The organism is Kocuria oxytropis (genome assembly GCF_040981195.1).
Taxonomy (GTDB): Bacteria; Actinomycetota; Actinomycetes; order Actinomycetales; family Micrococcaceae; genus Kocuria; species Kocuria oxytropis.
In genome coordinates this window covers 1-24,174 of sequence record NZ_JAVFXA010000016.1, presented here as the reverse complement: position 1 = coordinate 24,174, position 24,174 = coordinate 1, and the positions used below count along the sequence as shown (strand labels likewise).

General features: G+C 73.1%; 25 protein-coding genes, 1 pseudogene and 3 riboswitches. Of the genes and pseudogenes, 12 read left to right on the top strand and 14 right to left on the bottom strand.

Annotation, left to right across the window (positions count from 1 at the left end; translation table 11 throughout):
• Window positions 1-12: 12 nt before the first annotated feature.
• Window positions 13-107, bottom strand: a riboswitch (SAM riboswitch).
• Between the two features lie 118 nt (window positions 108-225).
• The 4 genes from moeB to thiO form a co-directional block, all read right to left on the bottom strand.
• On the bottom strand, window positions 226-1,401 hold the full coding sequence (gene moeB / locus QYM41_RS14755; protein WP_368800535.1) for a molybdopterin-synthase adenylyltransferase MoeB: 1,176 nt from the start codon (window positions 1,399-1,401) through the stop codon (window positions 226-228).
• Window positions 1,398-2,261 (bottom strand): thiazole synthase, encoded by an 864-nt coding sequence (locus QYM41_RS14750; protein WP_368800534.1) that lies wholly within the window; start codon window positions 2,259-2,261, stop codon window positions 1,398-1,400. The genes moeB and QYM41_RS14750 overlap by 4 nt, the downstream gene beginning before the upstream one ends.
• Window position 2,262: 1 nt before the next feature.
• Window positions 2,263-2,502, bottom strand: coding sequence for a sulfur carrier protein ThiS (gene thiS / locus QYM41_RS14745; protein WP_368800533.1), 240 nt, complete (start codon window positions 2,500-2,502; stop codon window positions 2,263-2,265).
• Window positions 2,499-3,836, bottom strand: coding sequence for a glycine oxidase ThiO (gene thiO, locus QYM41_RS14740; RefSeq protein WP_368800532.1), 1,338 nt, complete (start codon window positions 3,834-3,836; stop codon window positions 2,499-2,501). Before thiO ends, thiS begins: the two co-directional genes overlap by 4 nt.
• Window positions 3,832-3,934: riboswitch (TPP riboswitch) on the bottom strand. Its footprint overlaps the gene before it by 5 nt.
• A 15-nt stretch (window positions 3,935-3,949) precedes the next feature.
• Between thiO and thiE the strand changes: the two genes are divergently transcribed.
• From thiE to QYM41_RS14700, 8 genes are all read left to right on the top strand, one after another.
• A complete protein-coding gene (gene thiE, locus QYM41_RS14735) occupies window positions 3,950-4,669 on the top strand; it encodes a thiamine phosphate synthase (protein WP_438612603.1) in 720 nt (239 codons plus the stop codon).
• 89 nt (window positions 4,670-4,758) lie between these two features.
• Window positions 4,759-5,769: a hypothetical protein gene (locus QYM41_RS14730; RefSeq protein WP_368800531.1), complete on the top strand. Its 1,011-nt coding sequence runs from the start codon at window positions 4,759-4,761 to the stop codon at window positions 5,767-5,769.
• A gap of 109 nt (window positions 5,770-5,878) precedes the next feature.
• Window positions 5,879-6,790, top strand: a complete 912-nt coding sequence (locus QYM41_RS14725; RefSeq protein WP_368800530.1) for a VOC family protein — start codon at window positions 5,879-5,881, stop codon at window positions 6,788-6,790.
• 455 nt (window positions 6,791-7,245) lie between these two features.
• The gene (locus tag QYM41_RS14720) at window positions 7,246-7,575 is read left to right on the top strand and encodes a DUF3140 domain-containing protein (RefSeq protein ID WP_368800529.1); all 330 of its coding nucleotides are present in this window, start codon (window positions 7,246-7,248) and stop codon (window positions 7,573-7,575) included.
• Between the two features lie 36 nt (window positions 7,576-7,611).
• The gene (locus QYM41_RS14715) at window positions 7,612-8,046 is read left to right on the top strand and encodes a GNAT family N-acetyltransferase (RefSeq protein ID WP_368800528.1); all 435 of its coding nucleotides are present in this window, start codon (window positions 7,612-7,614) and stop codon (window positions 8,044-8,046) included.
• Between the two features lie 53 nt (window positions 8,047-8,099).
• Window positions 8,100-8,732 (top strand): TetR/AcrR family transcriptional regulator, encoded by a 633-nt coding sequence (locus tag QYM41_RS14710; RefSeq protein ID WP_368800527.1) that lies wholly within the window; start codon window positions 8,100-8,102, stop codon window positions 8,730-8,732.
• Window positions 8,729-10,465: an MDR family MFS transporter gene (locus tag QYM41_RS14705; protein ID WP_368800526.1), complete on the top strand. Its 1,737-nt coding sequence runs from the start codon at window positions 8,729-8,731 to the stop codon at window positions 10,463-10,465. The genes QYM41_RS14710 and QYM41_RS14705 overlap by 4 nt, the downstream gene beginning before the upstream one ends.
• Window positions 10,466-10,560: 95 nt before the next feature.
• Window positions 10,561-10,764, top strand: coding sequence for a hypervirulence associated TUDOR domain-containing protein (locus QYM41_RS14700; protein ID WP_368800525.1), 204 nt, complete (start codon window positions 10,561-10,563; stop codon window positions 10,762-10,764).
• Between the two features lie 102 nt (window positions 10,765-10,866).
• Here QYM41_RS14700 and QYM41_RS14695 read toward each other — a convergent pair whose 3' ends face one another.
• Together QYM41_RS14695 and ppgK are read right to left on the bottom strand one after the other, a co-directional pair.
• Window positions 10,867-11,214, bottom strand: coding sequence for a hypothetical protein (locus QYM41_RS14695; RefSeq protein WP_368800524.1), 348 nt, complete (start codon window positions 11,212-11,214; stop codon window positions 10,867-10,869).
• A gap of 189 nt (window positions 11,215-11,403) precedes the next feature.
• Window positions 11,404-12,261: a polyphosphate--glucose phosphotransferase gene (gene ppgK, locus QYM41_RS14690; protein WP_368800523.1), complete on the bottom strand. Its 858-nt coding sequence runs from the start codon at window positions 12,259-12,261 to the stop codon at window positions 11,404-11,406.
• Window positions 12,262-12,488: 227 nt separating this feature from the next.
• On the opposite strand from ppgK, the gene QYM41_RS14685 reads away from it, so the two are divergent.
• The gene (locus QYM41_RS14685) at window positions 12,489-13,868 is read left to right on the top strand and encodes an MFS transporter (protein ID WP_368800522.1); all 1,380 of its coding nucleotides are present in this window, start codon (window positions 12,489-12,491) and stop codon (window positions 13,866-13,868) included.
• A 43-nt stretch (window positions 13,869-13,911) separates the two neighbouring features.
• On the opposite strand, the gene QYM41_RS14680 is transcribed toward QYM41_RS14685, so the two are convergent.
• Window positions 13,912-14,562, bottom strand: a complete 651-nt coding sequence (locus QYM41_RS14680; protein WP_368800521.1) for a helix-turn-helix domain-containing protein — start codon at window positions 14,560-14,562, stop codon at window positions 13,912-13,914.
• A gap of 97 nt (window positions 14,563-14,659) precedes the next feature.
• Here QYM41_RS14680 and QYM41_RS14675 point away from each other — a divergent pair, with 97 nt between their 5' ends.
• On the top strand, window positions 14,660-15,631 hold the full coding sequence (locus tag QYM41_RS14675) for an NAD(P)/FAD-dependent oxidoreductase (protein WP_368800520.1): 972 nt from the start codon (window positions 14,660-14,662) through the stop codon (window positions 15,629-15,631).
• 15 nt (window positions 15,632-15,646) lie between these two features.
• On the opposite strand, the gene QYM41_RS14670 is transcribed toward QYM41_RS14675, so the two are convergent.
• Complete coding sequence (locus QYM41_RS14670) at window positions 15,647-16,153, bottom strand: Lrp/AsnC family transcriptional regulator (protein ID WP_368800519.1); 507 nt, start codon at window positions 16,151-16,153, stop codon at window positions 15,647-15,649.
• A 114-nt stretch (window positions 16,154-16,267) separates the two neighbouring features.
• Here QYM41_RS14670 and ald point away from each other — a divergent pair, with 114 nt between their 5' ends.
• The gene (gene ald, locus QYM41_RS14665; protein WP_368800564.1) at window positions 16,268-17,389 is read left to right on the top strand and encodes an alanine dehydrogenase; all 1,122 of its coding nucleotides are present in this window, start codon (window positions 16,268-16,270) and stop codon (window positions 17,387-17,389) included.
• A gap of 23 nt (window positions 17,390-17,412) precedes the next feature.
• On the opposite strand, the gene QYM41_RS14660 is transcribed toward ald, so the two are convergent.
• From QYM41_RS14660 to QYM41_RS14635, 6 genes and pseudogenes are all read right to left on the bottom strand, one after another.
• Window positions 17,413-17,916 (bottom strand): DUF3237 family protein, encoded by a 504-nt coding sequence (locus tag QYM41_RS14660; protein WP_368800518.1) that lies wholly within the window; start codon window positions 17,914-17,916, stop codon window positions 17,413-17,415.
• Entirely contained in the window at window positions 17,913-18,206 is a 294-nt protein-coding gene (locus QYM41_RS14655; protein ID WP_368800517.1) for a hypothetical protein, read from the bottom strand. The genes QYM41_RS14660 and QYM41_RS14655 overlap by 4 nt, the downstream gene beginning before the upstream one ends.
• 554 nt (window positions 18,207-18,760) lie before the next feature.
• Window positions 18,761-19,804, bottom strand: a complete 1,044-nt coding sequence (locus tag QYM41_RS14650) for a methionine synthase (protein ID WP_368800516.1) — start codon at window positions 19,802-19,804, stop codon at window positions 18,761-18,763.
• Complete coding sequence (locus QYM41_RS14645; protein WP_368800515.1) at window positions 19,801-20,820, bottom strand: DUF1852 domain-containing protein; 1,020 nt, start codon at window positions 20,818-20,820, stop codon at window positions 19,801-19,803. The genes QYM41_RS14650 and QYM41_RS14645 overlap by 4 nt, the downstream gene beginning before the upstream one ends.
• Window positions 20,821-21,002: 182 nt before the next feature.
• Window positions 21,003-21,238, bottom strand: a pseudogene (locus QYM41_RS14640) (PLP-dependent transferase); the annotation flags it as partial.
• Between the two features lies 1 nt (window position 21,239).
• Window positions 21,240-22,544, bottom strand: a complete 1,305-nt coding sequence (locus QYM41_RS14635; RefSeq protein ID WP_368800514.1) for an O-acetylhomoserine aminocarboxypropyltransferase/cysteine synthase family protein — start codon at window positions 22,542-22,544, stop codon at window positions 21,240-21,242.
• Window positions 22,545-22,549: 5 nt separating this feature from the next.
• Window positions 22,550-22,662: riboswitch (SAM riboswitch) on the bottom strand.
• Window positions 22,663-22,954: 292 nt separating this feature from the next.
• Here QYM41_RS14635 and QYM41_RS14630 point away from each other — a divergent pair.
• Window positions 22,955-24,109: a TrbL/VirB6 family protein gene (locus QYM41_RS14630; protein WP_368800513.1), complete on the top strand. Its 1,155-nt coding sequence runs from the start codon at window positions 22,955-22,957 to the stop codon at window positions 24,107-24,109.
• Window positions 24,110-24,174: the final 65 nt, after the last annotated feature.

Genomic DNA, 24,174 nt, shown 5'->3' with positions numbered 1-24,174 from the left:
CGGACCCGGGGATCTCCATCGGTTCTGGCGTTAGCACCCTGACCCCGGGGAGGGACGGGTTGCTGCGGCGTCGTCGAGCCAGATCTCTCGGCCGCTCTGAATGGGACGTCCGCCATCGCACCAGACCGCCGGGCCGCGGAGCCAGTCGATGACCTGTGCGCGTCATCGGGTGTCACGACGACGTCACAGTCCGTCACGTCGACCGGAGTGGTGTACCCGACCGGGTCAGTAGACCGGCCGGTCCGGCTCCACCTGCTCCACCCAGGCGAGCACGCCGCCCTCGAGGTGCCGCACCCGCTCCTCCCGCTGGGCGAAGAACGGCCGCAGCGCGGCGAGCGCGGCCGCGGAGCGGACCCCGGCCTTGCAGTGCAGCACGAGATCGGCCCCGCGGGCCTCCGGCGGCAGGGCGTCGGCGCCGCGGTCCAGGATCTGCTGCAGGGGCACGGGCACGGCGCCGTCGATGGCCACGAGCTCCCGCTCCCAGTCCTCGCGCACGTCCACCAGGGCGAAGGCGGCCTCCCCGCGCGCGCGGCGCTCGAGCAGCCGGGCCAGCTCGGCCGCCCCGACCGTCTCGGCGGGATCCGTCCCGGGCAGCGCGCGGACGGCGGCGGGCTCTGCCACCGCGGTGACCGGGGAGGCGTCCGGGTCCGGTGCCAGGCGCATCTCGCGCCAGGTCATCGCGAGCGCGTCGTGCAGCAGCACCCGGCCGAGCAGGGGCTCGCCGGTGCCCGTGATGAGCTTGACGGCCTCCGTGACCATGACGGAGCCGACCGTGGCGGGGAGCATGCCGAAGACCCCGCCCTCGGCGCAGCTGGGCACCTCCCCGTCCGGCGGGGCCTCGGGGTAGAGGTCCCGGTAAGTGGGCCCGTGCCCGGCCCAGAACACGCTGACCTGGCCCTCGAAGCGCAGGATGGAACCCCACACGCAGGGAATGCCGGTCACGGCGGCGGCGTCGCTGACCACGTAGCGGGTGGCGAAGTTGTCGGCGCCGTCCAGGACCAGGTCGTACTCGCCGAGGAGCTGCGCGGCGTTGTCCGCGGCCAGCCGGACGGGGTGGGTGCGGACCTCGACCAGCGGGTTGAGCGCGGTCACGGTCTCGGCCGCGGAGTCGGCCTTGGGACGGCCGACGTCGGCGGTCGTGTGCACCACCTGGCGCTGCAGGTTGGAGAGCGCCACGACGTCGTCATCGACGATCCCGATGGTCCCCACCCCCGCCGCCGCGAGGTACTGCAGGGCCGGGGAGCCCAGTCCCCCGGCGCCGACGACGAGCACGCGGGCGCTGCTCAGCCGCCGCTGGCCCAGGGGGCCGATCCCGGGCAGGGTCAGGTGCCGGGCGTAGCGCTCGAGCTGCTCGCGGGTGAGCTCGGGGCCCGGCGGCACGAGCGGGCGCAGCGGGCTCACGGCCGCTCCCCCACGGGCGCCCAGTCCCCACGCGGCACGTCGCCCGGGCCGGTGTCGGGCCCGTCGCCGGGCGCGGCTCCGTCGATCCGCCCGGCCATCGGCGAGGACGCCCGGGCGTGCCGGCGGGCCGGGATCCGCCCGGCGCCGGCCGCGAGCCGGCCGGCGACCACGGCGTGGCGCATCGCGGTGGCCATCGCCACCGGGTCCTGGGCGCGGGTGACGGCGCTGGCCAGCAGCACGGCGTCGCAGCCCAGCTCCATGGCCAGGGCCGCCTCGGAGGCGGTGCCGATCCCGGCGTCGAGCACCACGGGCACGGACGCCCGGGAGGCGATGAGCTCGATGTTGTGGGGGTTGAGGATCCCCAGGCCCGTGCCGATGGGGGCGCCCAGCGGCATCACCGCCGCCGCCCCCAGGTCCTCGAGGCGCCGGGCCACGGCCGGGTCGTCGGAGGTGTAGGCGAAGACCCGGAAGCCGCGGGCCACGAGCTGCTCGGTGGCGTCGAGGAGCTCCACCACGTCGGGCAGCAGCGTGTCCTCGTCGGCGATGACCTCGAGCTTGACCCAGTCGGTCTCGAGGGCCTCGCGGCCGAGCTCGGCGGTCAGCAGCGCGTCCCGGGCGGTGTAGCAGCCGGCGGTGTTCGGCAGGATCCGGATGTCGTTGCGCTCGAGCAGCGCGAAGAGCGAGTCGCCCTGACCGGGGGCGTAGCGGCGCAGGGCCACGGTGGTCAGCTCCGTGCCGGAGGCCAGCAGGGCCTGCTCGAGGGTCTGCAGCGAGCTCAGGCCGCCGGTGCCCATGATCAGCCGGGAGGACAGCTCGGTGCCGTCGAGCACGAGCGGGTCGTGGGTGGGGCCGGGGTGCACGTCAGCCTCCCTGGACGGCGGTGATGATCTCGACGGCCTGGCCCTCGGCCACGGTCGTCCGGCGCCAGCGGCTGCGCGGCACGACCGCGGCGTCCACGGCCACGGCCACGCCGAGGCGACCGCCGTCCAGCGGGGCGCCGTCCGGGCCCAGGGGGCGGCCGACGGTCTCGGCGACCAGGTCGACGACGGTCGCCTCCGCCGTCACCTCGTGCGGGCGGCCGTTGAGGGTGATGGCGGTCATCGGGTGCTCCTGGTCCGGGGGCCGGGTCCGGCGGCGGCCGGTTCGGGGTCCCCTCTGCGGGCCTCGACGGGGCGGTCGAAGCGGTGCGGGTCGGTGCTGGCGAGGTGCGCGGCGTCGGCGCCCGGGTCGGGCCCGTCCGCGCCGGTGACGAGCTGCGCGGCGAGCCGGGCGGCCAGCGGGGCGAGCAGCACGCCGTGGCGGAAGTAGCCGGTGGAGACCACGAGCCCCGGCACGGACGAGCCGTCCGGGTCGCGGACCCGGCCCAGGTACGGGATGTCGTCCGGGGTGCCGGGCCGGGCGCGGGCCAGCACCTCGGTCAGCTCGAGGTCGGCCACGCCGGGCACGAGCGCCTGGGCGTCGCGCAGCAGGCGGAACACGCCGCCGGCGCTGGGACCGGTGAGGTCGTCCTCGCGGGAGGTCGCCCCGATCACCACGGTGCCGTCCGTGCGGGGCACCAGGTAGACGGGCACCCCGTGCACCAGGCCGCGGACGGTGCGCTCGAGCAGCTCCGGGGACCCGGCGGGGACCCGGGCGCGCAGGATGTCCCCGTGCACCGGGCGCAGGGGCGGGTGCCAGTCCTCCGGCAGCCCCTCGAGCTCGCCCAGCCCGGCGCCCGGGGCGAGGACCGTCCAGGCCGCCGAGACCATGCCGCCGTCGGCCAGGCGGACGCCGGTCACGGCGCCCCCGGCGTGGCGGCGCAGCCCCGTGGCGAGGCCGTGGACGAGACGGGCCGGCCCGCCGTCCCGCCCGGCCGGGAGGTCCGGGAGCTCCGGGGCGGTGAGGGCGGCGAGCAGCCCGGCCACGAGGCGGCGCGGGTCCACCTGGTGGTCGTGGGGGATCCGGGACGCGGAGGACAGACGCGGGCTCAGGGCGGGTTCGAGGGCCCGGGCCTCCCGCAGGGACAGCGGCTCCACGGTCATGCCGTGGCGGGCCTGGAGCGCGCGCAGGTCCGCCAGGGCCTGCCGGTCGGCGGCGTCCGCACCGCAGACCAGGGTCTCCGTGGCGCGGTGGCCGACCGTCCCGCCGGCGGCCTGCTCGAGCGCCGCCACGAACGCCGGGTACGCGGCGGCCGAGGCGCTCATGAGGGGGTACAGGGGCTCCTGCTGGTACTGGACCTCGCTCACCGGGGCGAGCATCCCCGCCGCGGCGCGGCTGGCGCCCGAGCCCGGCTCGGGGTCCACCACCACCACGGAGCGGCCCCGGCGGCGCAGCTCCCAGGCCGTGGCCAGCCCGATCACCCCGGCGCCGACCACGGCGACGTCGGCCCGGACGTGCTCGGGCTGCCCGGGCGGCGGGTGGGGGGCGGTGCTCGGGGCGGGGTGCGCAGACGTCACTCGGCTCGTCCTTTCCTCCGGCGGCATGACCCGCATCAGGTGTGGCGGTCGGCGCTGGACGCCCTCTCAGCCCCGGTGGGGCTCCCGCAGAACCGCTGACCTATCATCAGCGTGTGACCGAGTCTACCCGCGCCCCCTCCGTCCCCGCCGGGCCCGCGCTGCGCAGCGCCCGCACCGAGAAGCTCCGCGCCGCCCGCCTCTACGTGTGCACGGACGCGCGCCGGGACCGGGGCGACCTCGAGGACTTCCTGCACGCCGCGTACGCCGGCGGGGCGGACATCGTCCAGCTGCGGGACAAGAGCATCGACACGGACGAGGAGATCGCCGCGCTGCGCCTGCTGAGCCGGGTGGCCGCCGAGTACGACGCCCTGTTCGCCGTCAACGACCGCGCCGACATCGCCGCGCTCGTGGGCGCCGACGTCTTCCACGGGGGACAGCACGACCTCTCCCCCGCCCGGGCGCGCCGGCTGCTGGGGCCCGACGTGCTCATCGGGCGCTCCACCCACGACCTCGACCAGGCCCGGGTGGCGCTCGAGGACCCGGACGTCGACTACTTCTGCACGGGCCCCGTCTGGGCCACCCCCACCAAGCCGGGGCGCCCGGCCACCGGGCTGGAGTTCGTCCGGGCCGTCGCCGAGCTGACCCGGGCCCGGCCCGCCGCGGAGCCGGAGCCGCGGGCCGTGCCGTGGTTCGCCATCGGCGGCATCGACGAGACCCGGCTCCCGGAGGTCCTGGCGGCCGGCGCGCGCGGTGTCGTGGTGGTCCGGGCCGTCACCGAGGCCCCCGAGTCCCGCCTCGCGGCGGGGCAGCTGCGCAGCCTGCTCCCCGCCTGAGCGCGGCCCGTTCCTCCCGCCCGGCTCCCCGCCTGCGCCCAGCACGCTCTGAGAGCATGGACCCACGGACGACGACGGAGAGGTGGCCCATGGACCCCGAGCTCGACCCCCAGGTGCGGCGCGCGGTGGAGCGCCCCGCGCAGACCGCCCGCGGCCCCGAGGACGTGCAGCTGCGCGTCCGGCTGGCCGGCGAGTCCGCCCGCCGCGCGCTCGGCACCCACTGGGAGCAGGGCGGCCCCGAGGACGCCCCGCCCAGCGAGGACCGGCTCGCCGCGGCCGTCCTGCTCGCCACCCTCTTCGGCGACACCTTCTGGCTCGAGCGCGCCGCCCGGCTGCCCAGCGACGTGCCGGGGTGCCCGTCCGCCCCGCCGAGCGGGCTGCTGGAGCTGACCCGGGTGCCGGGCGCCCGGGCGGCCCTGGGCTCCGTGCTCGAGCGCCCCCTGCTGACCGGCCTCCTGGAGTGGGGCACGAACCCCCTGCCCGAGCAGCCCCCGCTGGCCGTGGCGCGGGCCGCACGGGACCTGGGCATCCCCGACGACGGTCGCGTCTACAAGGTGGTGCGCCGCCGCGCCGAGCGCTTCCTGGCGCGGGAGCACGACGGCTCCGAGCCGCTCGAGCAGTTCGTGAGCCTGCTGACCCAGGCGGAGCGCGGGCACCGCGAGGACGGTCCCGCGCTCCCGGACGAGACGCTGCCCCCGGCCCCTCCGCCGTCCCCGGGGGCGGCCGCGGGACCGGCGCCCTCCCCGGGGACCCCCGCGGACCGCGGCGCGGGATCACCGGACGCCCCGCTGGCGCAGTCCCCCGAGGCGCCGCGGTGGGGCGTGAGCCCCGCGACACCGGCCCCGCCGCCGCCCGGCCGGGCCCCGGGGCAGGACGCTCCCGGCCTGGGCGGTCACGGGTACGGTCCCGGCCAGCAGCCGGCGGCGGGCCCCGGAGCGGCCGGGCCGGGTTCCTCGGGACCGGTGTTCGGCCCCGGCCCGGGCGGCTGGCCTCCGCGCCCGGCCGAGCCCGAGGAGGACGACTCCGACAACCTCAAGGCGTGGGGGTTCGTCTTCCTGGGCATCGTGGCGGTCATGGCGGCGCTGATCTTCCTGCTCTGACCACCTCTCCCCGACCACCTCCGGCATTTACTTGCACCGGAAAGCTTCTCCGGGTAGCATTGGGGACACATCAACCAATGTGCTGTCCACGCCGACGGAGAACCCCGAGATGCCGATCTTTCCCCAGAACCCCGCCCCCGAGAGCCTGACGAAGCGTCCCGCGGAGGACCTGCTGTCCGCCGACACCCGGATGGGCGCCGTGGAGCTGCTGGTGTCCGACCTGGACACGATGGTCGCCTACTACTCGGACGCCATCACCCTCGACGTGCTGTCCCACGCCGGGGACACCGCGGTCCTGGGCCGGGACGGCCGGACGGTCGTGCGGCTGCGCCAGGTCAAGGAGCTCCCGCCGGCCCGCCGCGGTCAGGCCGGGCTGTTCCACACCGCGGTGGTCTTCGAGGACGAGCCCGCCCTCGCGGCGGCCCTGGCCTCCGTGGCGACCGTGGCGCCCCGCTCCTTCACCGGCAGCGCCGACCACCTCTACAGCCAGGCCTTCTACTTCGACGACCCCGAGGGCAACGGGGTGGAGCTCTACACCGACCGCCCCCGGGACACGTGGCGGCGGGAGGCCAACGGCCTGCTGACCCTGGCCACCAACCCCCTGGACCCGAACGGCTTCCTGCAGCAACACCTGGTGCCGCAGGACGGGCAGCGCCCGGTGGCCCCGCCCGCGACCCTGGGCCACGTCCACCTGCAGGTGGGCGACATCCCGCTGGGCCGGCGGTTCTACGTGGACGTCCTGGGCTTCGAGGTGATGAGCGACATCGGCTCCGCCCTGTTCATCGCCGCCGGCGGCTACCACCACCACATCGCGCTCAACACCTGGCAGAGCGCCGGGGCCGGCCCGCGCGCGGCCTCGCTCGGACTGGGCCAGGTCAACATCGACCTCCCCACCGCCGACGACGTCGCCGCCCTGGAGTCCCGGCTCGCGGACCACCGGATCACCACCCGGCACGACGGCGCCGTGCTGCGCTTCGAGGACCCCTGGAACACCCTCATCCAGGTGGGCGTCGCCGCCTGAGCGCGGCCCGGCCCGGCCGCGGAGCACCGGGGGTCCCGGGCACGAGCGGGCCCGGCGCGAGCGGGCGCCAGTCACGTGCGGGCCCTGGGCGCACACGCGCCCAGGGCGCAAGCGGGCCCCGAGGACGGACCCGCGGCACCGGCAGGTGATCTGCCGAACGTGCCGCCACACGCCGGCGATGGCCCGCGGGACCCGGGCGGCCGGACAGGCGTGGCGCCGAACGGACTGCCGCACCGGCCGAGCGCAGCCGCCGGACGGATCGGCTGGGATAGATTGGCCCCGTCCGCCGAACGAGCACCGGCACCCGGACGAGGACCGCCCGGACGGCCACGGCACCGGCAGCCGTCCCAACGGGCGGTTGCCGGGACGGTCCTGGCGCACCGGCCGCAGACGCTCCGGGCGCGCGTGCGGTTCCCGGCGGACGAGTACACCGAGCTGGTCCTGAGGAGCGAGACATGAGCACCGACGACGACACCACCGGCCAGGAGTTCGACGAGGCCGTCAACATGACCGCCGGGCAGCTCTCGGCGTGGCTGGAGACCGAGGAGTCGACCTCGGTGGGCCAGGACGACGGCGGGGAGTCGGTGGGCCACCGCTCCGGGCGGCGGATCGTGGAGATCCTGCGGACGCCGAAGGGCGAGCGCACCGACGCCGACCACGAGCACATGCGCACGGTGGTCGGCTACGTCCACCGCCACCTGGCACAGCGCCCCGACGGCGACGTGCGCGAGACCCGGTGGCGCTACTCCCTGATGAACTGGGGCCACGATCCGCTGCAGGACTGAGGACCCGGGACTGGCGCCCACCGTGAGGACGTCGTCGTGACCGCGTCCGTCAGGATCCGGCGGGCCCGGCCCGCCGACGTGTCCGCCGTGCTGGATCTGCTCGGGCAGCTGGGATACACGCCCGAGCAGGAGTGGGTGCGGACGTGGGTGAGCACCGTCTCGCCGGACGACCGGTGCTGGGTGGCCGAGACCGGCTCCGCGGTGGTGGGCCTCGCGCACGTCCACCGAGTGCCGTTCCTGACCGAGAGCGCCTACCGGGCCCGGCTCACGGCCCTGGTGGTCGACGAGGCCGAACGCTCCCGCGGCGTCGGCGCCCTGCTCCTCGAGGCGGCGGAACAGGCGGCCCGCGAGATGGGAGCCACCGAGCTGGAGCTCTCGACGTCCCACCGGCGGCACGGAGCCCACCGGTTCTACGAACGCCACGGCTACACCCAGTCCGCCCGGCACTACCGCAAGACCGTGGCGCCGTAGGCACCCGCCGGAACAATAATGCAGTTGTGCAAAAGATGCAGGAGTGCAAGAATATGGACGTGAACGCCCCGCCTCCTCTCACCCTGCGCGCCCGCAAGAAGGCCGAGACCTGGTCCGCCATCCACGAGGCGGCCGCCTCCCTCGCCGTCGAGCACGGCGTGGAGGGCACCACCGTGGAGGCCGCCGCCGCCGCGGCCGGGGTCTCCCCGCGGACCTTCTTCAACTACTTCCCCGCCAAGGAGGACGCCGTCCTGGGCATGCGGGCCCCTGTGCTGGACCCGCAGCTGCTGGAGGGCTTCTCCCTCGAGCACGACCTGCTGGGGCAGGTCTCGCGCCTGCTGCTGGCCGTGTCCCGCAGCGCCTACGCGGGCCGGGACGCGGAGCGGCGCCGGAAGCTGCTGCAGGACCACCCGAGCCTGGGACGCCGCCGGCACGAGCTGATGCTCGAGGCCGAGTCCCTCGTCTGCGACACCCTCGCGGAGCTGCTGGCGCGGGACCCGCACTGGTCGGCCGGGATCGGGGAGCACGCCGTGGACGAGGTCGCCCGGATGCTCGTCATGCTGGCCGGCGTCCCGCTGCGCTTCGCCATCACCGCCGAGGGCTACTCCCCGGCGCACGGACTGCCGACCGAGGACCACGAGTCGGCGCTCACCCTCCTCCACCACCTCCAGGAAAAGCTCTCATGACCCGCACTCCCTCCCACCGGGCGGAGCCGGCCGCCGGCTCCCAGCACCTCGGGCTGCTCTTCGTCGGCCTGATGCTCTCCATGCTCCTGGCCGCGCTGAACCAGACCGTGCTCAGCACGGCGCTGCCCACGATCGTGGGGGAGCTCGACGGCGTGGACGAGATGCTGTGGGTGATCACCGCCTACATCCTCGCCTCGACGATCATGATGCCCGTGTACGGCAAGCTCGGGGACCTGATGGGACGCAAGCCGCTCCTGCTGGGCGCGATTCTCGTGTTCATGGCCGGCTCCGTGGTCGGCGCCCTCGCCGGCACCATCGAGGTCCTCATCGCGGCCCGCGCGATCCAGGGCCTGGGCGGCGGCGGGCTCATCATCCTCTCGCAGGCCGCCATCGCCGACGTGGTCCCCGCCCGTGAGCGCGGCAAGTACATGGGCGTCATGGGCGGGGTGTTCGCGGTGTCCTCGGTCATCGGCCCGCTGCTGGGCGGGTTCTTCACCGAGGGCCCCGGCTGGCGCTGGGCGTTCTGGATCAACATCCCCCTCGGGCTGCTGGCCCTGGCCGGAGCCGTCCTGTTCCTCAAGCTCCCCCGGCACGCCGGGCGGCCCCGGCTGGACATCGGCGGCATGGCGCTGCTGGCCGTCGCCACGACGTGCCTGGTCCTGTTCGCCACCTGGGGCGGCGGCAAGTACGCGTGGACCGATCCGGTGATCCTCGGCCTGGTCGCCGGGACACTCGTGGCCTCCGCGGCGTTCGTGGCCGTGGAGCGGCGCACCGCCGAGCCGATCATCCCGATGCACCTGTTCCGGGAGCGCAACTTCGTCCTCACCACCCTCGCCGGGCTGCTCACCGGCGTGGCGATGTTCGGGGCACTGGGCTACCTGCCCACCTACCTGCAGATGGTCTTCGGCGTCGACGCCACCCGGTCCGGACTGCTGATGGTCCCGATGATGGGCACCCTGCTCGTGACCTCCGTGCTCTCCGGGCGGGCCGTGAGCCGGACGGGCCGCTACAAGTGGCTGCCGGTGGCCGGCAGCGTGATCGTGGCCGTGGCCATGGGCCTGCTGGCGACCCTGACCTCCGACCAGGGCGTGTGGCACGTGTGCCTCTACATCGCGGTCCTGGGGCTGGGGCTCGGGCTGTCCATGCAGGTGCTGGTGCTGATCGTGCAGAACACCTTCCCCCTGCGGCAGGTCGGCACGGCCACGGCGGCCAACAACTTCTTCCGCCAGATCGGCGCCACCCTGGGCTCGGGCGTGGTCGGCAGCGTCTTCGCGGGCCGGCTGGCCGACCTGCTCGCCGAGCGCCTCCCGCCCGCCGCACTGGAGGCCGGCGCGGGCGGGGCCAACTCCCTGACCCCGGCCGTGGTCGCCTCTCTGCCGGAGGCGCTGCGGAACCCGGTGGTGACCTCCTACAACGACGCCCTGACGCCCATCTACCTGTGGATCGTGCCCCTCGCGCTGCTGGCGGCCGCGCTGCTGTGCTTCGTCGTCGAGAAGCCGCTGGCCACGACCGTCGAGCGGGACGTCCAGCCGGAGGCGCTCGCCGAGGGCGACCTCGTGGTCACCGCGGACGAGCCGGGCGACCGGCGGACCGGCGAGGCGATCCGCGGCACCGGTGACCGGGAGACGACGGGCCGGGAGACCATGAGCCGTGAGAGCAAGGGCCGTGACGGGGACGCCGGTGAGCCCGCCAGGGCTCCGGGCTCCCTCGAGCCGGTTCCCTCCACCCGGTGACCGGTGACCGTGGACCGTGGGCCGTGGAGCGTGGAAGAGTACGTGAGCAGCAACAGATCACCAGCAACGGCACCGGAACGGCGGAGGAGCAGCCGATGAGCTTGGGCAAGGGCACGAGAGTCGCGTGGAACACCCCGCAGGGCAGGACCGAGGGCACCGTGGTGGAGCGGAAGACCGAGGACTTCGAGCTGGACGGCCGCACGTACCGCGCGAGCCCGGAGGACCCCCACTTCATCGTGGAGTCCGACAGCTCCGGGGCCCGCGCCACCCACAAGGCGGACGCCCTGACGGAGGTCTAGCCGACCGCGGTCCGGCCGGAGGCCCGGCGCGAGGTCCTGTCGGAGGCCGGCCCCACCGCGGACCGGAGGCCGGCCGGGTCCGCAGCGGAGGAGCCGCGGCGGTCAGCCGCGGACGCCGGGGGTGCCCCAGACGAACGGGCCGAAGGACGGGCCCACCGGCTCGAGGTACTCGACGTCGGACGCGGGGATGAGGGCGCCCGGGCTGTAGCCGTCGGCCTCGCAGCGCACCAGCACGACCATGCCCAGCTGCACCGGGTCGTAGGGGGCGCACAGCACCACCTCTCCCGCCCGCAGGTCCAGCCCTGCGCGGTCGGTGCGCATCCGGTAGCGCGCCACGTGGGAGACGGTGATGGACGAGACCGGGTCCACGACCGGCCCCACGCCGATGCCGGGGAGGACGTCGAGGGGTCCCGTGTCGTCGGGAACAGGGGTCAGTTCGGTAAGGCTCATCGCGGGATCTCCAGTCGTGCGAGCGCATCGGGAGCTGCAGAAGGTCCCGGTGCCGGGCGGGGTGCTCGACCACGCTGTCCCTTCCCATGATAGAGATCCAGGTCACACAGGGGAAGAGTCCTTCTCATCGGTCCACGGCCCGTCCCGGCGGGTGCACGAACTTTCAGGAGGCGGTGCCTCCGGGCCCGTTCAGCGGCTCCCGGCGAGGCCGACGGCCCGCGGGGCTCCGAGGTGGGCCTGACGGCCGGCACCGACGATCCCGGCGGCGTTGCGCAGCTGCGCGGGGGCCACGCGGGCGCGCAGCCGCAGGTGCGGCAGGAACTCCTGGTGCCGTTCGCTGATGCCCCCGCCGAGGACGACGAGATCCGGGGAGATCAGGCGCTCGAGGTGGGACAGGTAGCGCTGGAGCCGGCCCGTGTAGGTCGGCCAGTCCAGGGCCTCCTCCGTCCGGGCCGAGGCGCCGGCCCAGCCGTCGACGTCCCGGCCCTCCAGCCACACGTGCCCGAACTCGGTGTTGGGGATCAGCTCCCCGTCCACGAACAGCGCCGAGCCGATCCCGGTGCCCAGGGTGATCACCAGCACCGTGCCGCGGGCGCCGCGGGCGGCGCCGAAGCGCATCTCGGCCAGCCCGGCAGCGTCGGCGTCGTTGAGCACGGCGACCTCGCGCTCCAGTCCGGTGGCGAGCAGCTCCCGGGCGTCCGTGCCGATCCAGGAGTCGTCGAGGTGGGCGGCCGAGCGCGCGATGCCGTGGTCGATGATGGCCGGCACGCCCACGCCGACCCCGGCAAGCGGGCCGGTCGAGCCGGGCGCGCCCTCCACGGCCTCCAGGACGCCGCGCAGGGCGGCCACCACCGCGGCGGGGGTGGCCGGCGCGGGCGTGAGCACGCGGCGCACCGGGCCGACGGTCCTCCCGCGGACCGGGTCCACCACCGCGTACTTGATGGTGGTTCCGCCGATGTCCACGCCGAGGCAGCGGGCGTCGTCGTCCCCGCCCCGGACGGGCGGGACGGTCGGGGGCGTCCCGGAGGACGGCAGGGTACAGGTCATCTCACGGTCCTGGATCGAGGCGGGGACGGCGCGCCTTCGGACGGGCGGCGCCTGGTCGACTGTACAACCGGGCGGGGACGGCAATTATTCGCGGCGGGCCCCGCTGCCCGCGCTGTTCGCCGCGCCCCGCGCGGTCCCTAGAATCGAGAGGTCCCGGTCACCCGGCGAGCGCCCGCGCCCCGCCCGCAGTCCGGATCCTCCCGCCGCCTCCCGAAGGACTGCCCCGCATGACCAGCCCCACCGCCACCGCGTGGCCCGTGCCGTCGAAGACCACCCACCGGGTGCTGCTCGCCTGCTGGCTGGCGATCCTGGCCGAGGGCTACGACGTCGGAGTGCTCGGCGCCGTCCTGCCCGCCCTCGCGGAGCACCGCGCCTGGGACCTCACGCCGCTGGAGCTCGGCGGCCTCGGCTCCTACGCCCTGATCGGCATGCTCGTCGGGGCCATGGTCATCGGCACCCTCTCGGACCGAATCGGCCGGAAGAAGATGCTGCTGGCCTCGATGGCCGTCTTCACCACCATGCAGCTGGGCGCCGCCCTGGCCCCCACCCCGGAGGTCTTCGGGCTCTTCCGGCTGCTCGGCGGCCTGGGCATGGGCGGGATCATCCCGGTGGCGGCGGCCCTGACCATCGAGTACTCGGCGCCGCGGCGCCGGTCCTTCCACTACGGCGTGATGTACTCCGGCTACTCCCTCGGCATCCTGCTCGCCGCGCTCGTGGCGATCGTGCTGCTGCCCACCCTGGGCTGGCGCTGGGTGGTCGGCATCGGGTGCCTGCCCGTGGTCCTGCTGCCGCTCGTCGCCCGGCTCGTGCCCGAGTCCCTCGAGTACCTGGTGGGCAAGGGCCGCCGCGAGGAGGCCGCCCGCCTGGCGGAGCGGCTGCGCGTGAGCCCGTTCGTGGAGAGCGACTGGACCCCGGTGGCCACGGAGGGGACGACGGCGCGGCCGGTGGGCTGGAAGCAGTCCCTGGCGGCCATGTTCTCCGGCGGCTACCTCACCGCCACGGTGTTCTTCTGGATCTCCCTGTTCTGCGGCATGGTCCTGGTCTACGGGCTCAACACCTGGCTGCCCTCGATCATGCGCTCGGCCGGCTACGAGCTCGGCCCCGCCCTGATGTTCCTCGTGGTCTTCAGCCTGGCCTCCGCCGCCGGCGGCATCGCCCTGGGCCGCGCCGCGGACGCGTACGGCAAGAAGCTGGTCCTGGTGGTCTTCTACCTGCTGGGCGGGGCGGGCATCCTGCTGCTGATGTTCCCCAACTCCCTGCTGGTCAACTACCTATTCGTGGCCCTCGCCGGGATCGGCTCGATCTCCACCTCGCTGGTGCTCACGGGCTGGGTGGCCGAGTACTACCCCGCCCACTCCCGGGCCACGGCCACCGGATGGGCCCTGTCCTTCGCCCGGGTGGGGGCGATCTCGGGTCCGCTCGTCGGCGGCTGGATCGGCTCGATGGCCCTGCCGTTCCAGTGGAACTTCATCGTGTTCGCGGCCGTGGCGCTCGTCGCCGCCGGGGCCGTGGCCCTGATCCCGCAGGTCCCGGGCCCGGCCGGCCCCGCCGCACCGCGCGGGCCGTCGGGGCACCCCGAGACGGTGCCGGCGGCGCCGGGCTCCTGACCCGGACGGCCCGGCCCCCGCGCACCCCTGTCCGGGACGGGCCTCACCGGGCCGGGTCGGGTGCCCCGTCGCCGGACGCGGGGCGGTCGGCCGGGGCCGACGTCCGGCGCTCGCGGGCGGGCTCGTCCCCCTGCAGGTGGGCGCGTTCGCCGTCGTGGTCGAGCACCGTGAGGATCTCCACGGGCCCGCCCTGCGCCACGATGGCGTGCGGGACCATCGTGGAGAACTGCGCCGCCTGACCTGCCTCGACCACGATGACCCGCTCCCCCAGGTGCAGGCGGGCGGTCCCGGAGAGCACGGTGAACCAGTCCCGGCCCGGGTGCACCGCCAGCCGGTCCGGCGCGGGCGGCCGGCCCGGCTGGATGCGCATCTTCGCCACGGTCATCCCGTGCAGGGCCCGGTCGGAGGAGAGCAGCCACGTGGTCAGTCCCGGGGTGCTGCTGGGCTGGGGGCGGATCACCACGTCCTCGTCCTCCGGGGACTCCACGAGCTGGTCCAGCGAGGTGTCGAGAGCGCGGGCGATGGGCACCAGCTGGTCGAGGGCGATCCTGCGGTGGCCGGTCTCGAGGCGGCTCAGCGTGGACGGGCTGAGGTGGCACCGGGCGGCGAGCGCGTCGAGGGACCAGCCGCGGGCCAGGCGGAGTCCGCGCAGGCGCCGGCGGATCACGGCGTCCAGGTCGAGTTCTTGCGTCATGAGCAAGATGCTATGCCTTTGAGGCACAGCCGGTCTACCGTGGAGCCGTGGCCGGGTCCTCCGCGCCACGCAGGACCGCAGGAAGCAGAGGTGCCCCATGAGCCCGGAACCGATCCATGACGTGGTGGTCGTCGGAGGCGGTGCCGCCGGTCTGAGCGCCGCCGTCGCCCTGGCCCGCTCCCTGCGCTCGGTGGTCGTGGTGGACGCGGGCCAACCGCGCAACGCCCCGGCCGGCGGCGCGCACAACCTCCTCGGCCGGGAGGGGATCGCGCCGCTCGAGCTGCTGGCCACCGGCCGGCGGGAGGCGGAGCAGTACGGGGCACGGATCGTGGCGGACCGGGCCGTGACCGCCCGGGCCGAGGAGGGCGGCTTCGCGGTCGGCCTCGCCGGCGGCGGCGTGCTGCGGGGGCGGCGGCTGCTCCTCGCCACCGGGCTGGTCGACGAGCTGCCCGACGTGCCCGGCGTGGCCGAGCTATGGGGGCGCAGCGTGCTGCACTGCCCCTACTGCCACGGGTGGGAGGTCCGCGGCCGGCGGATCGGCGTCCTCGGCGCGAGCCCCATGAGCATCCACCAGACGCTGCTGTTCCGGCAGCTCAGCGAGGACGTCACCTTCTTCCCGCACCGGATGGACGATCCCGGCGCCGAGGCGTGGGAGCAGCTCGCCGCCCTGGGGGTCCGGGTGGTCGAGGGGCCCGTGCAGCGACTGCGCGCCGAGGGGGACGCCCTGCGCGCCGTGGTGCTCGGCGACGGGCAGGAGATCGCGGTGGACGCCGTGGTCGTGGCACCCCGGTTCGTGGCCCGGGCGGAGCTGTACGAGCAGCTCGGCGGGACGCTGACCGAGCACCCCGTCGGGCAGCTCATCGCCACGGGCCCGATGGGCAGCACCCCGGTCCCCGGGATGTGGGCGGCCGGCAACGCCGGGGACCTCTCGGCCATGGTCTCCTCCGCGGCGGGAGCGGGGACCGGAGCGGCCGCGGCGATCAACGCGGACCTGGTGGCCGAGGACGCGGCCGCCGCCGTGCGGGCGCGTGCGGCGGGGGTCCCGGCGGGGTCGCCCCACCGCGGCTGAGGGGCGCTCCAGGGATCAGATCTCCACGGACCCCTGGACGTGCTCGAAGACCAGGCTGGTCTGGGTGGCCGCCACCGCCTGGTGGGAGGACAGGTGCTCCAGGACGAACTGGCGGATGTGGTCGGTGTCCCGGGCCGTGACGTGGATCAGGAAGTCGTCGGAGCCCGCCAGGAAGAAGAACTGGGACACCTCCGGCACCGACTTGAGCCCCTCGCCGAAGGCGGCCATCAGGTGCCGGGCTCCCGGGCGCAGGCGCACACTGATGAGGGCCTCGATGGTGCTCCCGAGGGCCCGGGGGTCCACCTCGATCGTGAACCGGCGGATCACCCCGGAGCGCTGCAGGTTCTTCATCCGCGCCAGGCACGTGGACGGGGCCACGCCGAGGGCTTCGCTGAGGGCCTGGTTGGTCATCCGCGAGTTCTCCCGCAGCAGGGCCAGCAGCCGCCGGTCCAGCTCGTCCAGGCCCTCCGCCGGGCGCAGATCCTGCGACGCACGCCGTGTGTCGCGACTCACATGCTCCATGATTCTCCCAGTTCGGGGGTATCTGCCGAAGGATCGTCGATGAACCCGACGGGCACGGCCAGAAAGCGTAGTTTGATGCCACCCATCCTACGGTTTCTGCGGAAGAAGGACCCGATGATCGTCTCCGTCCCCCGGGAAGTGAAGAACAGCGAGCACCGCGTGGCGATCACCGCCGCCGGGGCGCACGAACTGGTCGCCCACGGTCACCGCGTCCTCGTGGAGACCGGCGCCGGCACCGGCTCGGGCATCGCGGACGAGGACTACACCGCGGCGGGGGCCGAGCTCGTGGCCGATGCCGACGAGCTGTGGGCCCGCGCCGACCTGGTGCTGAAGGTCAAGGAGCCCGTGGCCTCCGAGTACCACCGGTTCCGGGAGGGGCTGGTGCTGTTCACCTACCTGCACCTGGCCGCGGAGCCCGAGCTCACCCGCGCCCTGCTCGAGGCCGGGGTCACGGCCATCGCCTACGAGACCGTCCAGACCGCCGACCGGCGGCTGCCGCTGCTGGCGCCCATGAGCGAGGTCGCCGGCCGGCTCTCCGTGCAGGCCGGGGCCGCGGCCCTCACCGCTCCCGCCGGGGGCAAGGGCGTGCTGCTGGGCGGGGTGCCGGGGGTGCGCCCGGCGAAGGTCGCCGTGATCGGCGCGGGGGTGGCCGGCACCAACGCCGCGGCGATGGCCGTGGGCCTGGGCGCCGACGTCACCGTCCTGGACGTGAACGTGGACCGGCTCCGGCAGCTGGACGAGATCTACGCCGGGCGGCTGCGCACCGTCGCCTCCAACACCCTGGAGATCGAGCGGTCGGTGACCGAGGCGGACCTCGTCGTCGGCTCCGTGCTGATCCCCGGGGCGAAGGCACCGAAACTGGTCACCAACGCCATGGTCGCGGCCATGAAGCCGGGCAGCGTGCTCGTGGACATCGCCGTGGACCAGGGCGGGTGCTTCGAGGACAGCCGCCCCACCACCCACCAGGACCCCGTCTTCGCGGTGCACGACACGGTCTTCTACTGCGTGGCCAACATGCCCGGCGCGGTGCCGAACACCTCGACCTACGCCCTCACCAACGTCACGCTGCGCTACGCGACCGCCCTCGCCGACCGCGGCGTGACGGCGGCCCTGGACGCCGACCCCGCCCTGGCCGCCGGGCTCAACACGATGGCCGGTCACGTGACGCACCGCTCGGTCGGGGAGGCCCACGGCCTGGACGTCGTCGACCGCTCGGAGCTGGTGGCCGCCGGCTGACCCGCACGCGCTGCAGCGGGGTTCTAGCCGACGCGGAAGACCTCGATGCGCACTCCGTGCGGGCTTCTCTCCCCGGTGCCGATGAACAGGGTGCGGTTCAGCCATGCGTGCGGTCCGGCTTCGTCGGCGGTCAGCCGGGGCACGCAGCGGAAGTGGATGCGCGCTGGGTCCACGGTCTCTCCTGCCATGACCTTCCGCAGGTCCTCGGCGCTGCCGGTGCGCAGGGCGCGGTTCTGCACCAGGACGTGGTGGCCGTCGTCGAGCTCCACGACATAGTCGGCCACCAGGTAGGCGACGTCCGGCGTGGGGTACTGCTGGAAGTCGGCGCCCACGTCCAGCACGCGGCCGGTGAGGCCGGGGCCGTGGACCCGGCCTCCGCGGATGGGGACCACCCGGCGCACTCCGTCCACGGTGGCACCGACGGTGATCGGGGCGTCGACGTCGACCTCGATCGTGGCGACGTGCTCCAGGGGTGGCGCCACCGGGGTGCCGGGGGCGGGCGGGGTCTTCTGGTCGCGCGAGCTCATGCACGGTCCTCTCTTCGGGTGGTGTCCTGTTGCCGGTTCGATGCTCTCAGCGCGTCGATGGCCGCGGTGACCCGGCGGGGCGGGCGGTGCCCGGCCGGCACGACCGCCACGACCGCCACGACGGAGTTGACCGGGACGTCGTCGGCCACCGGCCTGTACACCACCTCGGTCGGGACTGATGCACCAGTAGGTGACAGGTTGACCGAACCGTGCATCAGTCCTTTCCCGTGGTTGGTGTCCGACACCCGTGCCATGTGTAAAGCGGAGGGAGGCTGCAACTCGATCAACATCAGCTGTCCGTGAATCTGTCCCCATCGCCGGATCGGACACCGAGGTCGGTGCGCCGGTCTCCACAGACACAGCCGTCAAGACCCGGCCAGCCATCACCGCTGTGAAGGCCAGCGCGAAGACGCCCGAGCCGACAAAGGTCTCAGCGAACCAGGGGTGACCCCAATGCCCCAGAGCCAAGCCCATCAGCACGAGCACCACACTGCCCCCGCCCATGGCAAGCAGTATCCGGTGAGCCCTTTTCCGCCCCTCGGGGGTGAAGCGCAACGGCCCCTTCCGCCGCGGCGTCTCAGACCCTTCCGGCACGAACAGCATGCACACCGCAAGACCCACCAACCACGCGGCACACTCGGGCAGAACCAGCGGACCCACGTCCTCCCTCTCACCGGCAACGGGGCGGGCGAACACCACGCAAGACACGAAGTGGACCACCGCGATCACAGTGGGCTTGGGCGGCAGTTCTTGGTCCCGTCCGTTCCCGAGGCCGCTAACGGGGACGATTCTCTCGGGCGTCAGGCGGGGCTCACCGCCGGGTCTTGGACGCCCTGGCCGGCCGTCACTTCGAGGGGGTCGCTCCGGAGAGTTCCCCTCGGATGATCTCCGCACCCGCAGCGAGAGCGATCATTTTGTCTCGCGCAACTTGTCGAGCCAGTGGCGCCATGCCGCAATTGGTGCTCGGATACAGCTTGTCCGCATCGACGAACCGGAGCACCTGCCGGAGGGTGCTGGCCACTTCCTCCGGGGTTTCGATCGCGTCGCTGGCGACGTCGATGGCCCCAACCATCACCTGCTTGCCTCGGAGCAGCTCGATGAGCTCGACCGGGACGCGGGAGTTGTGGCGTTCCAAGGAGACCATGTCGATCGTCGACTGCTGGAGCAGCGGGAATGACATCTCGTACTGGCGCCACTCCGACCCGAGCGTCGCCTTCCACTCGGTATTGGCTTTGATGCCGTAGCCGTAGCAGATATGCACGGCCGTTGTGCTGCGCAGTCCCTCGGCCGCTCGCTCCAGTGCGGCCACGCCCCACTCTTTGAGGTCGTCGAAGAACACGTTGAAGGCAGGCTCGTCGAACTGGATGATGTCGACGCCCGCCGCCTCCAGCTCTTTGGCCTCCTGGTTGAGGATCTTCGCGAACTCCCAGGCGAGCTTTTCGCGACTCTTGTAGTGCTTGTCGTAGAGGGTGTCGATCATGGTCATGGGACCGGGGAGCGTCCACTTGATGGGCTGGCTGGTCCGCGCGCGGAGGGCCTTGGCGTCGTCGAGGAAAACCGACCGTTCACGGCCCACCGCGCCGACGACCGTCGGGACGCTCGCGTCGTAGCGGTCACGGATCCGCACCGTCTCCCGGTGTTCGAAGTCGACGCCGCTGAGGTGTTCGATGAACGTGGTGACAAAGTGCTGACGGGTCTGTTCGCCGTCGCTGACGATGTCGATACCCGCCTGGTGCTGCTCGTCCACGGCCAGGCTCAGCGCATCCCGCTTGCCCTCGCGCAGTTCCTCGCCGTCGAGCTTCCAGGGGGACCACAGCGTCTCACCTTCCGCGAGCCAGGAGGGCTTGGGCAGGCTGCCGACGATGGTGGTGGGCAACAGTGTGTTCATCGGTGTTTCTCCGTCTCTCGCCCGGAGTGGGCCGCGGCCCACTGCTCCAGGAGGGTCTGGTGTGGCTTCACGAAGTGCTCCTCCGTGAACTTCCCCTGCAGGAGGGCCAGCTGACTGCGCTCCTGGCGGTCGTAGGCGATCTGCGTCACCGAGTAGTCTCGGCTCTCCAGGCTCGGCCGGTAGATCCGACCAGCCGCCGCATTGGCGTTGTAGATCTCCGGGCGATAGATCTTCTGGAACGCTTCCATCGTGCTGATGAGACCGATGAGTGCCAGGCTGGAATAGTCATTGAGGAGATCGCCCCGGAAATAGAACGCCAGGGGTGCGACCGCGCCGCGGGGCATGAAGTAGCGGACCCGCAGTCCCATCTTCTCGAAGTATCGATCCGTCAAGGAGGATTCATCCTGCCGATACTCGACCCCGAGGATCGGATGGTGGTTCTCGAGCCGACGATACGTCTTGGTGCTCGAGACGCTGATGCAGATCACGGGCGGCTGGGGGAACCGCTCGCGGTAGGCGTCGGAGTCCAGGAAGTGCGTGAAGAGCTTCCCGTGCAATTCGCCGAAGTCATCGGGGATGCTGGACCGGGACGCCTTCGCGTGGTGTTCCGGCAGCACCACGCTGAAGTCGTGGTCCCGCAGGTAGGACGAGAAGTTGTTCCCCACGATCCCGTCGATGTGCACATTGGTCAGCGTGTCGAAGATCCGCACGTCGAGGACCTCGATCAGGGGGAACGCCGCGTCGTCGCCGTCGGCGGCGAAGTGCAGGTCCACGGAGACGATCTCGATCTCCACGGCATAGCGATCCCGGCTGGGATTGTCCCAGTGGGCCAGGTCGTTGAAGCGACTATTGATCATGGTCAGGGTGTTGCGGAGGTTCTGCCGACGGTTCTCGCCGCGGGCCAGGTTCGCGAAGTTCGTCGTGCCTCGGGAACTGGACGACGGGCAGTAGTCCTCATCGAAGCGGGTCGTGCTGATACTGAACGTGAAGTCGTTCGTCCTGGTGGTCTGATGCATCGATTCCTCACTGTGGGCTGGGGGCCTGCCTCCCAGGTCCGTACTCATCTCCAACGTCCTTCCCTGCTGCTCGTGCACTGCCCTCCCGAAGGTCGCCTCAGTCATGCTCCGGGCACCCCCGGCGCTGCCCGGACGACGTCGATCCGGGCCTCCGGTTTGCCGGTTCCCCGGGCCGCGCGGGCCGCGGCGGTGAGGCGGCGCTGACCGGTCCGGGTCGGGTTGGACCCCCGGCTGTACTCGTGGCCGCCGCGCAGCACATTGATGCGTCCTGCACGAGGGTGCTGGTCTGGTAGACCGGCGGCACGACCGCCCCGGTCAGCGGGTCGGGTGCCTGGCCGGCGTGCACCGCTGTCGTGTGGAAGCCCCGACGGGCCGTCGGCGCAGTGTCCGTCGGTGCTGTGTCGTTCAGGAGGGTCATCTCAGCGCGTCTCCCCGGTCAGGGCCGAGGCCGGTACGGTGGCCAGCGCCCGGTCGAGGTCGACGATCAGGTCCTCGGGACACTCCAGTCCGATGGACAGCCGGATCGTGGTCTCAGTGATGCCCGCGGCCCGGCGTTGGTTGGGGGTGAGCCGGCAGTGCGTCATGGTCGCCGGGTGACTGACCAGGGAGCGCACATCCCCGATGTTGGCCACGAGTTGGAACAGCTCCAGAGCGTCGATGACCGGGCCGATGGCCTCGGGGCCGGCGGCCAGGTCGAAGGAGAACACCGAGCCGGTGCCGTGCGGGAAGTACCTCTCGGCGAGGGCGGCGCTGGGGTGTCCGGGGATCGCCGGGTGGTGGACGCGCCCGACGGTGGGGTGCCGGGCCAGGTGCTCGGCGACCGTTCGCGCGGTCTGCTCCTGCCGGGTGATGCGCACGGCGAGGGTCTCCAGGCCCTGGATGAACTGGGCGGCGCTGGCCGGGGCGAGGGAGGGGCCGAGGTCGTGCAGGAACTTGCTGCGCGCCAGCGCCAGGTAGGCGCCGCGGCCGTGCCGGTCGATGAGTGCCTGGCCGCCGTAGCGGACCTTGGGCCGGGTCAGTTGGGGCCACCGCTCCGGGGCTGCGCCGTAGTCGAAGGTGCCGCCGTCCACGATCGCCCCGCCGAGGACGGCCCCGTGCCCGCCGATGAACTTCGTGGCGGAGTGCACCACCACGTCGGCACCATGTTCCAGTGGCCGGTACAGGACCGGCGTCGCCAAGGTGCTGTCCACCACGACCGGGACCCCGGAAGCGTGGGCGATGTCCGCCAGCGCCGGAAGGTCCGGCAGGGTGGCCAGCGGGTTGGTGATGGACTCCAGGAAGAACGCGCGGGTGTCCGGCCGGATCGCCGCGCCCCAGGCCTGCGGGTCGGCCGGGTCGGCGAAAGTGACCTCGATGCCGAAGCCGGCGAAGGTGTCCGTCAGCAGGTCCACCGTCCCGCCGTAAAGCTGGCTGGAGGCGACCAAGTGCTTGCCGCCGTGAAGCAGAGTCAGCAGGGACAGCGCGACGGCGGCTTGTCCCGTGGCGGTGCCGATGGCCCCGATCCCGCCCTCCAGGGCCGCCAGTCGGTTCTCGAACACAGCGACCGTGGGGTTGCCCGTGCGGCTGTAGGTGAACCCGGGGGTCTCCAACCGGAACATCGAGGCGGCCGTGGCGTGATCGGGGAAGCGGTAGGCCGCCGTCTGGTGGATGGGTACGGCCACCGGCCAGTAGGGGGCCTCGGGCTCGTAGCCGGCGTGGACCTGTTGGGTGGCATGGTGATTCATTCGATTCTCCATCGGTCCTGGCGGTAGCACCGTGCCCGCCGGTCCCGATGTCCCAGGGTCGGCTGACTGGTTGCTGCGGCGTCGTCGAGCCAGATCTCTCGGCCGCTCTGGATGGTGTGGTGCGCTCATCCCACTCGATGGACGGCTCTCTAGTCCAACGGACGGTGGGGTCGGCTGTCACAAAGACACACGTCGGGACATATTCGGGCCGGGCGGTCGCGCTCGGCCGACGTCGGGCCGGGTTTGTGACAAGTTGTGACGGCCGACCACCGAGCCTCACGTGGGCTCAGTGATGTCCCGGCGGAAGACCAGGGCGTCGTTGAGGGCGCTGTGCGCCGAGAAGATGACTCCCGCCTGGGGGTGGCGTCATCAACGGCATGGTGAACGGCGTCAACCGGACCCCAGGAGCCGTGCACGGAGAGATGGCCTGGACCCAGCGCGCCGAACCGGCCCGCGACCTGCTGAAGAATCTGCTCACCCTGGCCGTGGTCACGGCCTCGGGGGTGACGATCCTCAACGTCCTGGTGGCCGGCACCGACGCCCTAGCCGTACAGATCATCGACTCCGCCATCGGTGAGGACTTCCAGACCGACGTGCTCAAGCTGTTGGACCTCGACAACGCCACCAGCGCCGGTGCAGCCGATCCGGTGTGGTTGGGCGGCAACGTCATCCTGATCATCGTCGGCGGGGTCGTGGCCATCATCGTGAACCTCATCCAGTTGATGCTGATGGTGCTGCGCACCGGGATGCTGTTCCTGATGGCCGGGATCCTGCCCCTCTCCGCCGCCTTCCTGAACACCGAGACGGGGAAGAACTTCTTCCAGAAGGTCATCGCCTGGACCCTGGCCTTCGCCTTCTACAAGCCCGCCGCGGCCCTGATCTACGGGTTGGCGATCAAGATGTCCACCACCGGGGTGTGGGAGGACTCCGGCAGCGGGCTGATCCAGTTCGCCGCCGGGCTGATGATGATCGTCGCCTCCGTGTTCGCCCTGCCCGTGCTCATCGGGTTCCTCAGCCCCGTCCTGGGCTCGATGTCCTCCTCCGGCGGTAGCAGCGGCGGGGCGCTGGGCATCGCGGCGATGGGCGCGGCAATCCCGCAGGGAGCCTCCCACCTGGCGCGCTCGGGACGCGGCTTCGGCTCTGACTCCTCCTCCGCGCCGCCCTCGAAGGGCAGTTCGGGTTCCGCGCCTGCGGGTCTGTCCTCGCCTGCCGGTGGGGCCAACGGCACCGCTGGGGCCAGTGCTGCAGGCACGGCGGGCTCCGCTGGTGCGGCGGCGGCGGCGGGTGCAGCAGCTGCTCCTGTGGCTGCTGCGGGCATGGCGGCCGCCAACGCAGTGCAAAGAGGCGGGGAAGCCGTCGCCCAGGCCACCGAGTCCAGCGCGAACGCCGGCACCTCCAGCCCCGGAGGAAGCACCGGCGGCACCGGACCGGCAGGCGCGTCCTCGACGGGCACACCCGGCCAGGACGGTGCGCAGAAGTCCCCTGCCGGGACCGGAGCGCAACCGACCCCAGGCACCGGGGCGGCAGGGGCAACGCCTCGTACCGGAACGGGGCCCGCTAGTTGAGCCCCCGATAGTGGTGTAGCGCGGTGGCCCTGCTCGTCGTTCCGGACGAGAGCGCGGCCACCGTG

Coding starts and splice junctions, on each gene's coding strand:
- thiS (WP_368800533.1), bottom strand. CDS start 2,502: ATGACCGCCATCACCCTCAACGGCCGCCCGCACGAGGTGACGGCGGAG.
- QYM41_RS14730 (WP_368800531.1), top strand. CDS start 4,759: ATGGACCCCGAGCTCGACCCCCAGGTGCGGCGCGCGGTGGAGCGCCCC.
- QYM41_RS14725 (WP_368800530.1), top strand. CDS start 5,879: ATGCCGATCTTTCCCCAGAACCCCGCCCCCGAGAGCCTGACGAAGCGT.
- QYM41_RS14720 (WP_368800529.1), top strand. CDS start 7,246: ATGAGCACCGACGACGACACCACCGGCCAGGAGTTCGACGAGGCCGTC.
- QYM41_RS14710 (WP_368800527.1), top strand. CDS start 8,100: ATGGACGTGAACGCCCCGCCTCCTCTCACCCTGCGCGCCCGCAAGAAG.
- QYM41_RS14705 (WP_368800526.1), top strand. CDS start 8,729: ATGACCCGCACTCCCTCCCACCGGGCGGAGCCGGCCGCCGGCTCCCAG.
- QYM41_RS14700 (WP_368800525.1), top strand. CDS start 10,561: ATGAGCTTGGGCAAGGGCACGAGAGTCGCGTGGAACACCCCGCAGGGC.
- QYM41_RS14695 (WP_368800524.1), bottom strand. CDS start 11,214: ATGAGCCTTACCGAACTGACCCCTGTTCCCGACGACACGGGACCCCTC.
- ppgK (WP_368800523.1), bottom strand. CDS start 12,261: ATGACCTGTACCCTGCCGTCCTCCGGGACGCCCCCGACCGTCCCGCCC.
- QYM41_RS14685 (WP_368800522.1), top strand. CDS start 12,489: ATGACCAGCCCCACCGCCACCGCGTGGCCCGTGCCGTCGAAGACCACC.
- QYM41_RS14680 (WP_368800521.1), bottom strand. CDS start 14,562: ATGACGCAAGAACTCGACCTGGACGCCGTGATCCGCCGGCGCCTGCGC.
- QYM41_RS14675 (WP_368800520.1), top strand. CDS start 14,660: ATGAGCCCGGAACCGATCCATGACGTGGTGGTCGTCGGAGGCGGTGCC.
- QYM41_RS14670 (WP_368800519.1), bottom strand. CDS start 16,153: ATGGAGCATGTGAGTCGCGACACACGGCGTGCGTCGCAGGATCTGCGC.
- ald (WP_368800564.1), top strand. CDS start 16,268: ATGATCGTCTCCGTCCCCCGGGAAGTGAAGAACAGCGAGCACCGCGTG.
- QYM41_RS14660 (WP_368800518.1), bottom strand. CDS start 17,916: ATGAGCTCGCGCGACCAGAAGACCCCGCCCGCCCCCGGCACCCCGGTG.
- QYM41_RS14655 (WP_368800517.1), bottom strand. CDS start 18,206: ATGTTGATCGAGTTGCAGCCTCCCTCCGCTTTACACATGGCACGGGTG.
- QYM41_RS14650 (WP_368800516.1), bottom strand. CDS start 19,804: ATGAACACACTGTTGCCCACCACCATCGTCGGCAGCCTGCCCAAGCCC.
- QYM41_RS14645 (WP_368800515.1), bottom strand. CDS start 20,820: ATGCATCAGACCACCAGGACGAACGACTTCACGTTCAGTATCAGCACG.
- QYM41_RS14635 (WP_368800514.1), bottom strand. CDS start 22,544: ATGAATCACCATGCCACCCAACAGGTCCACGCCGGCTACGAGCCCGAG.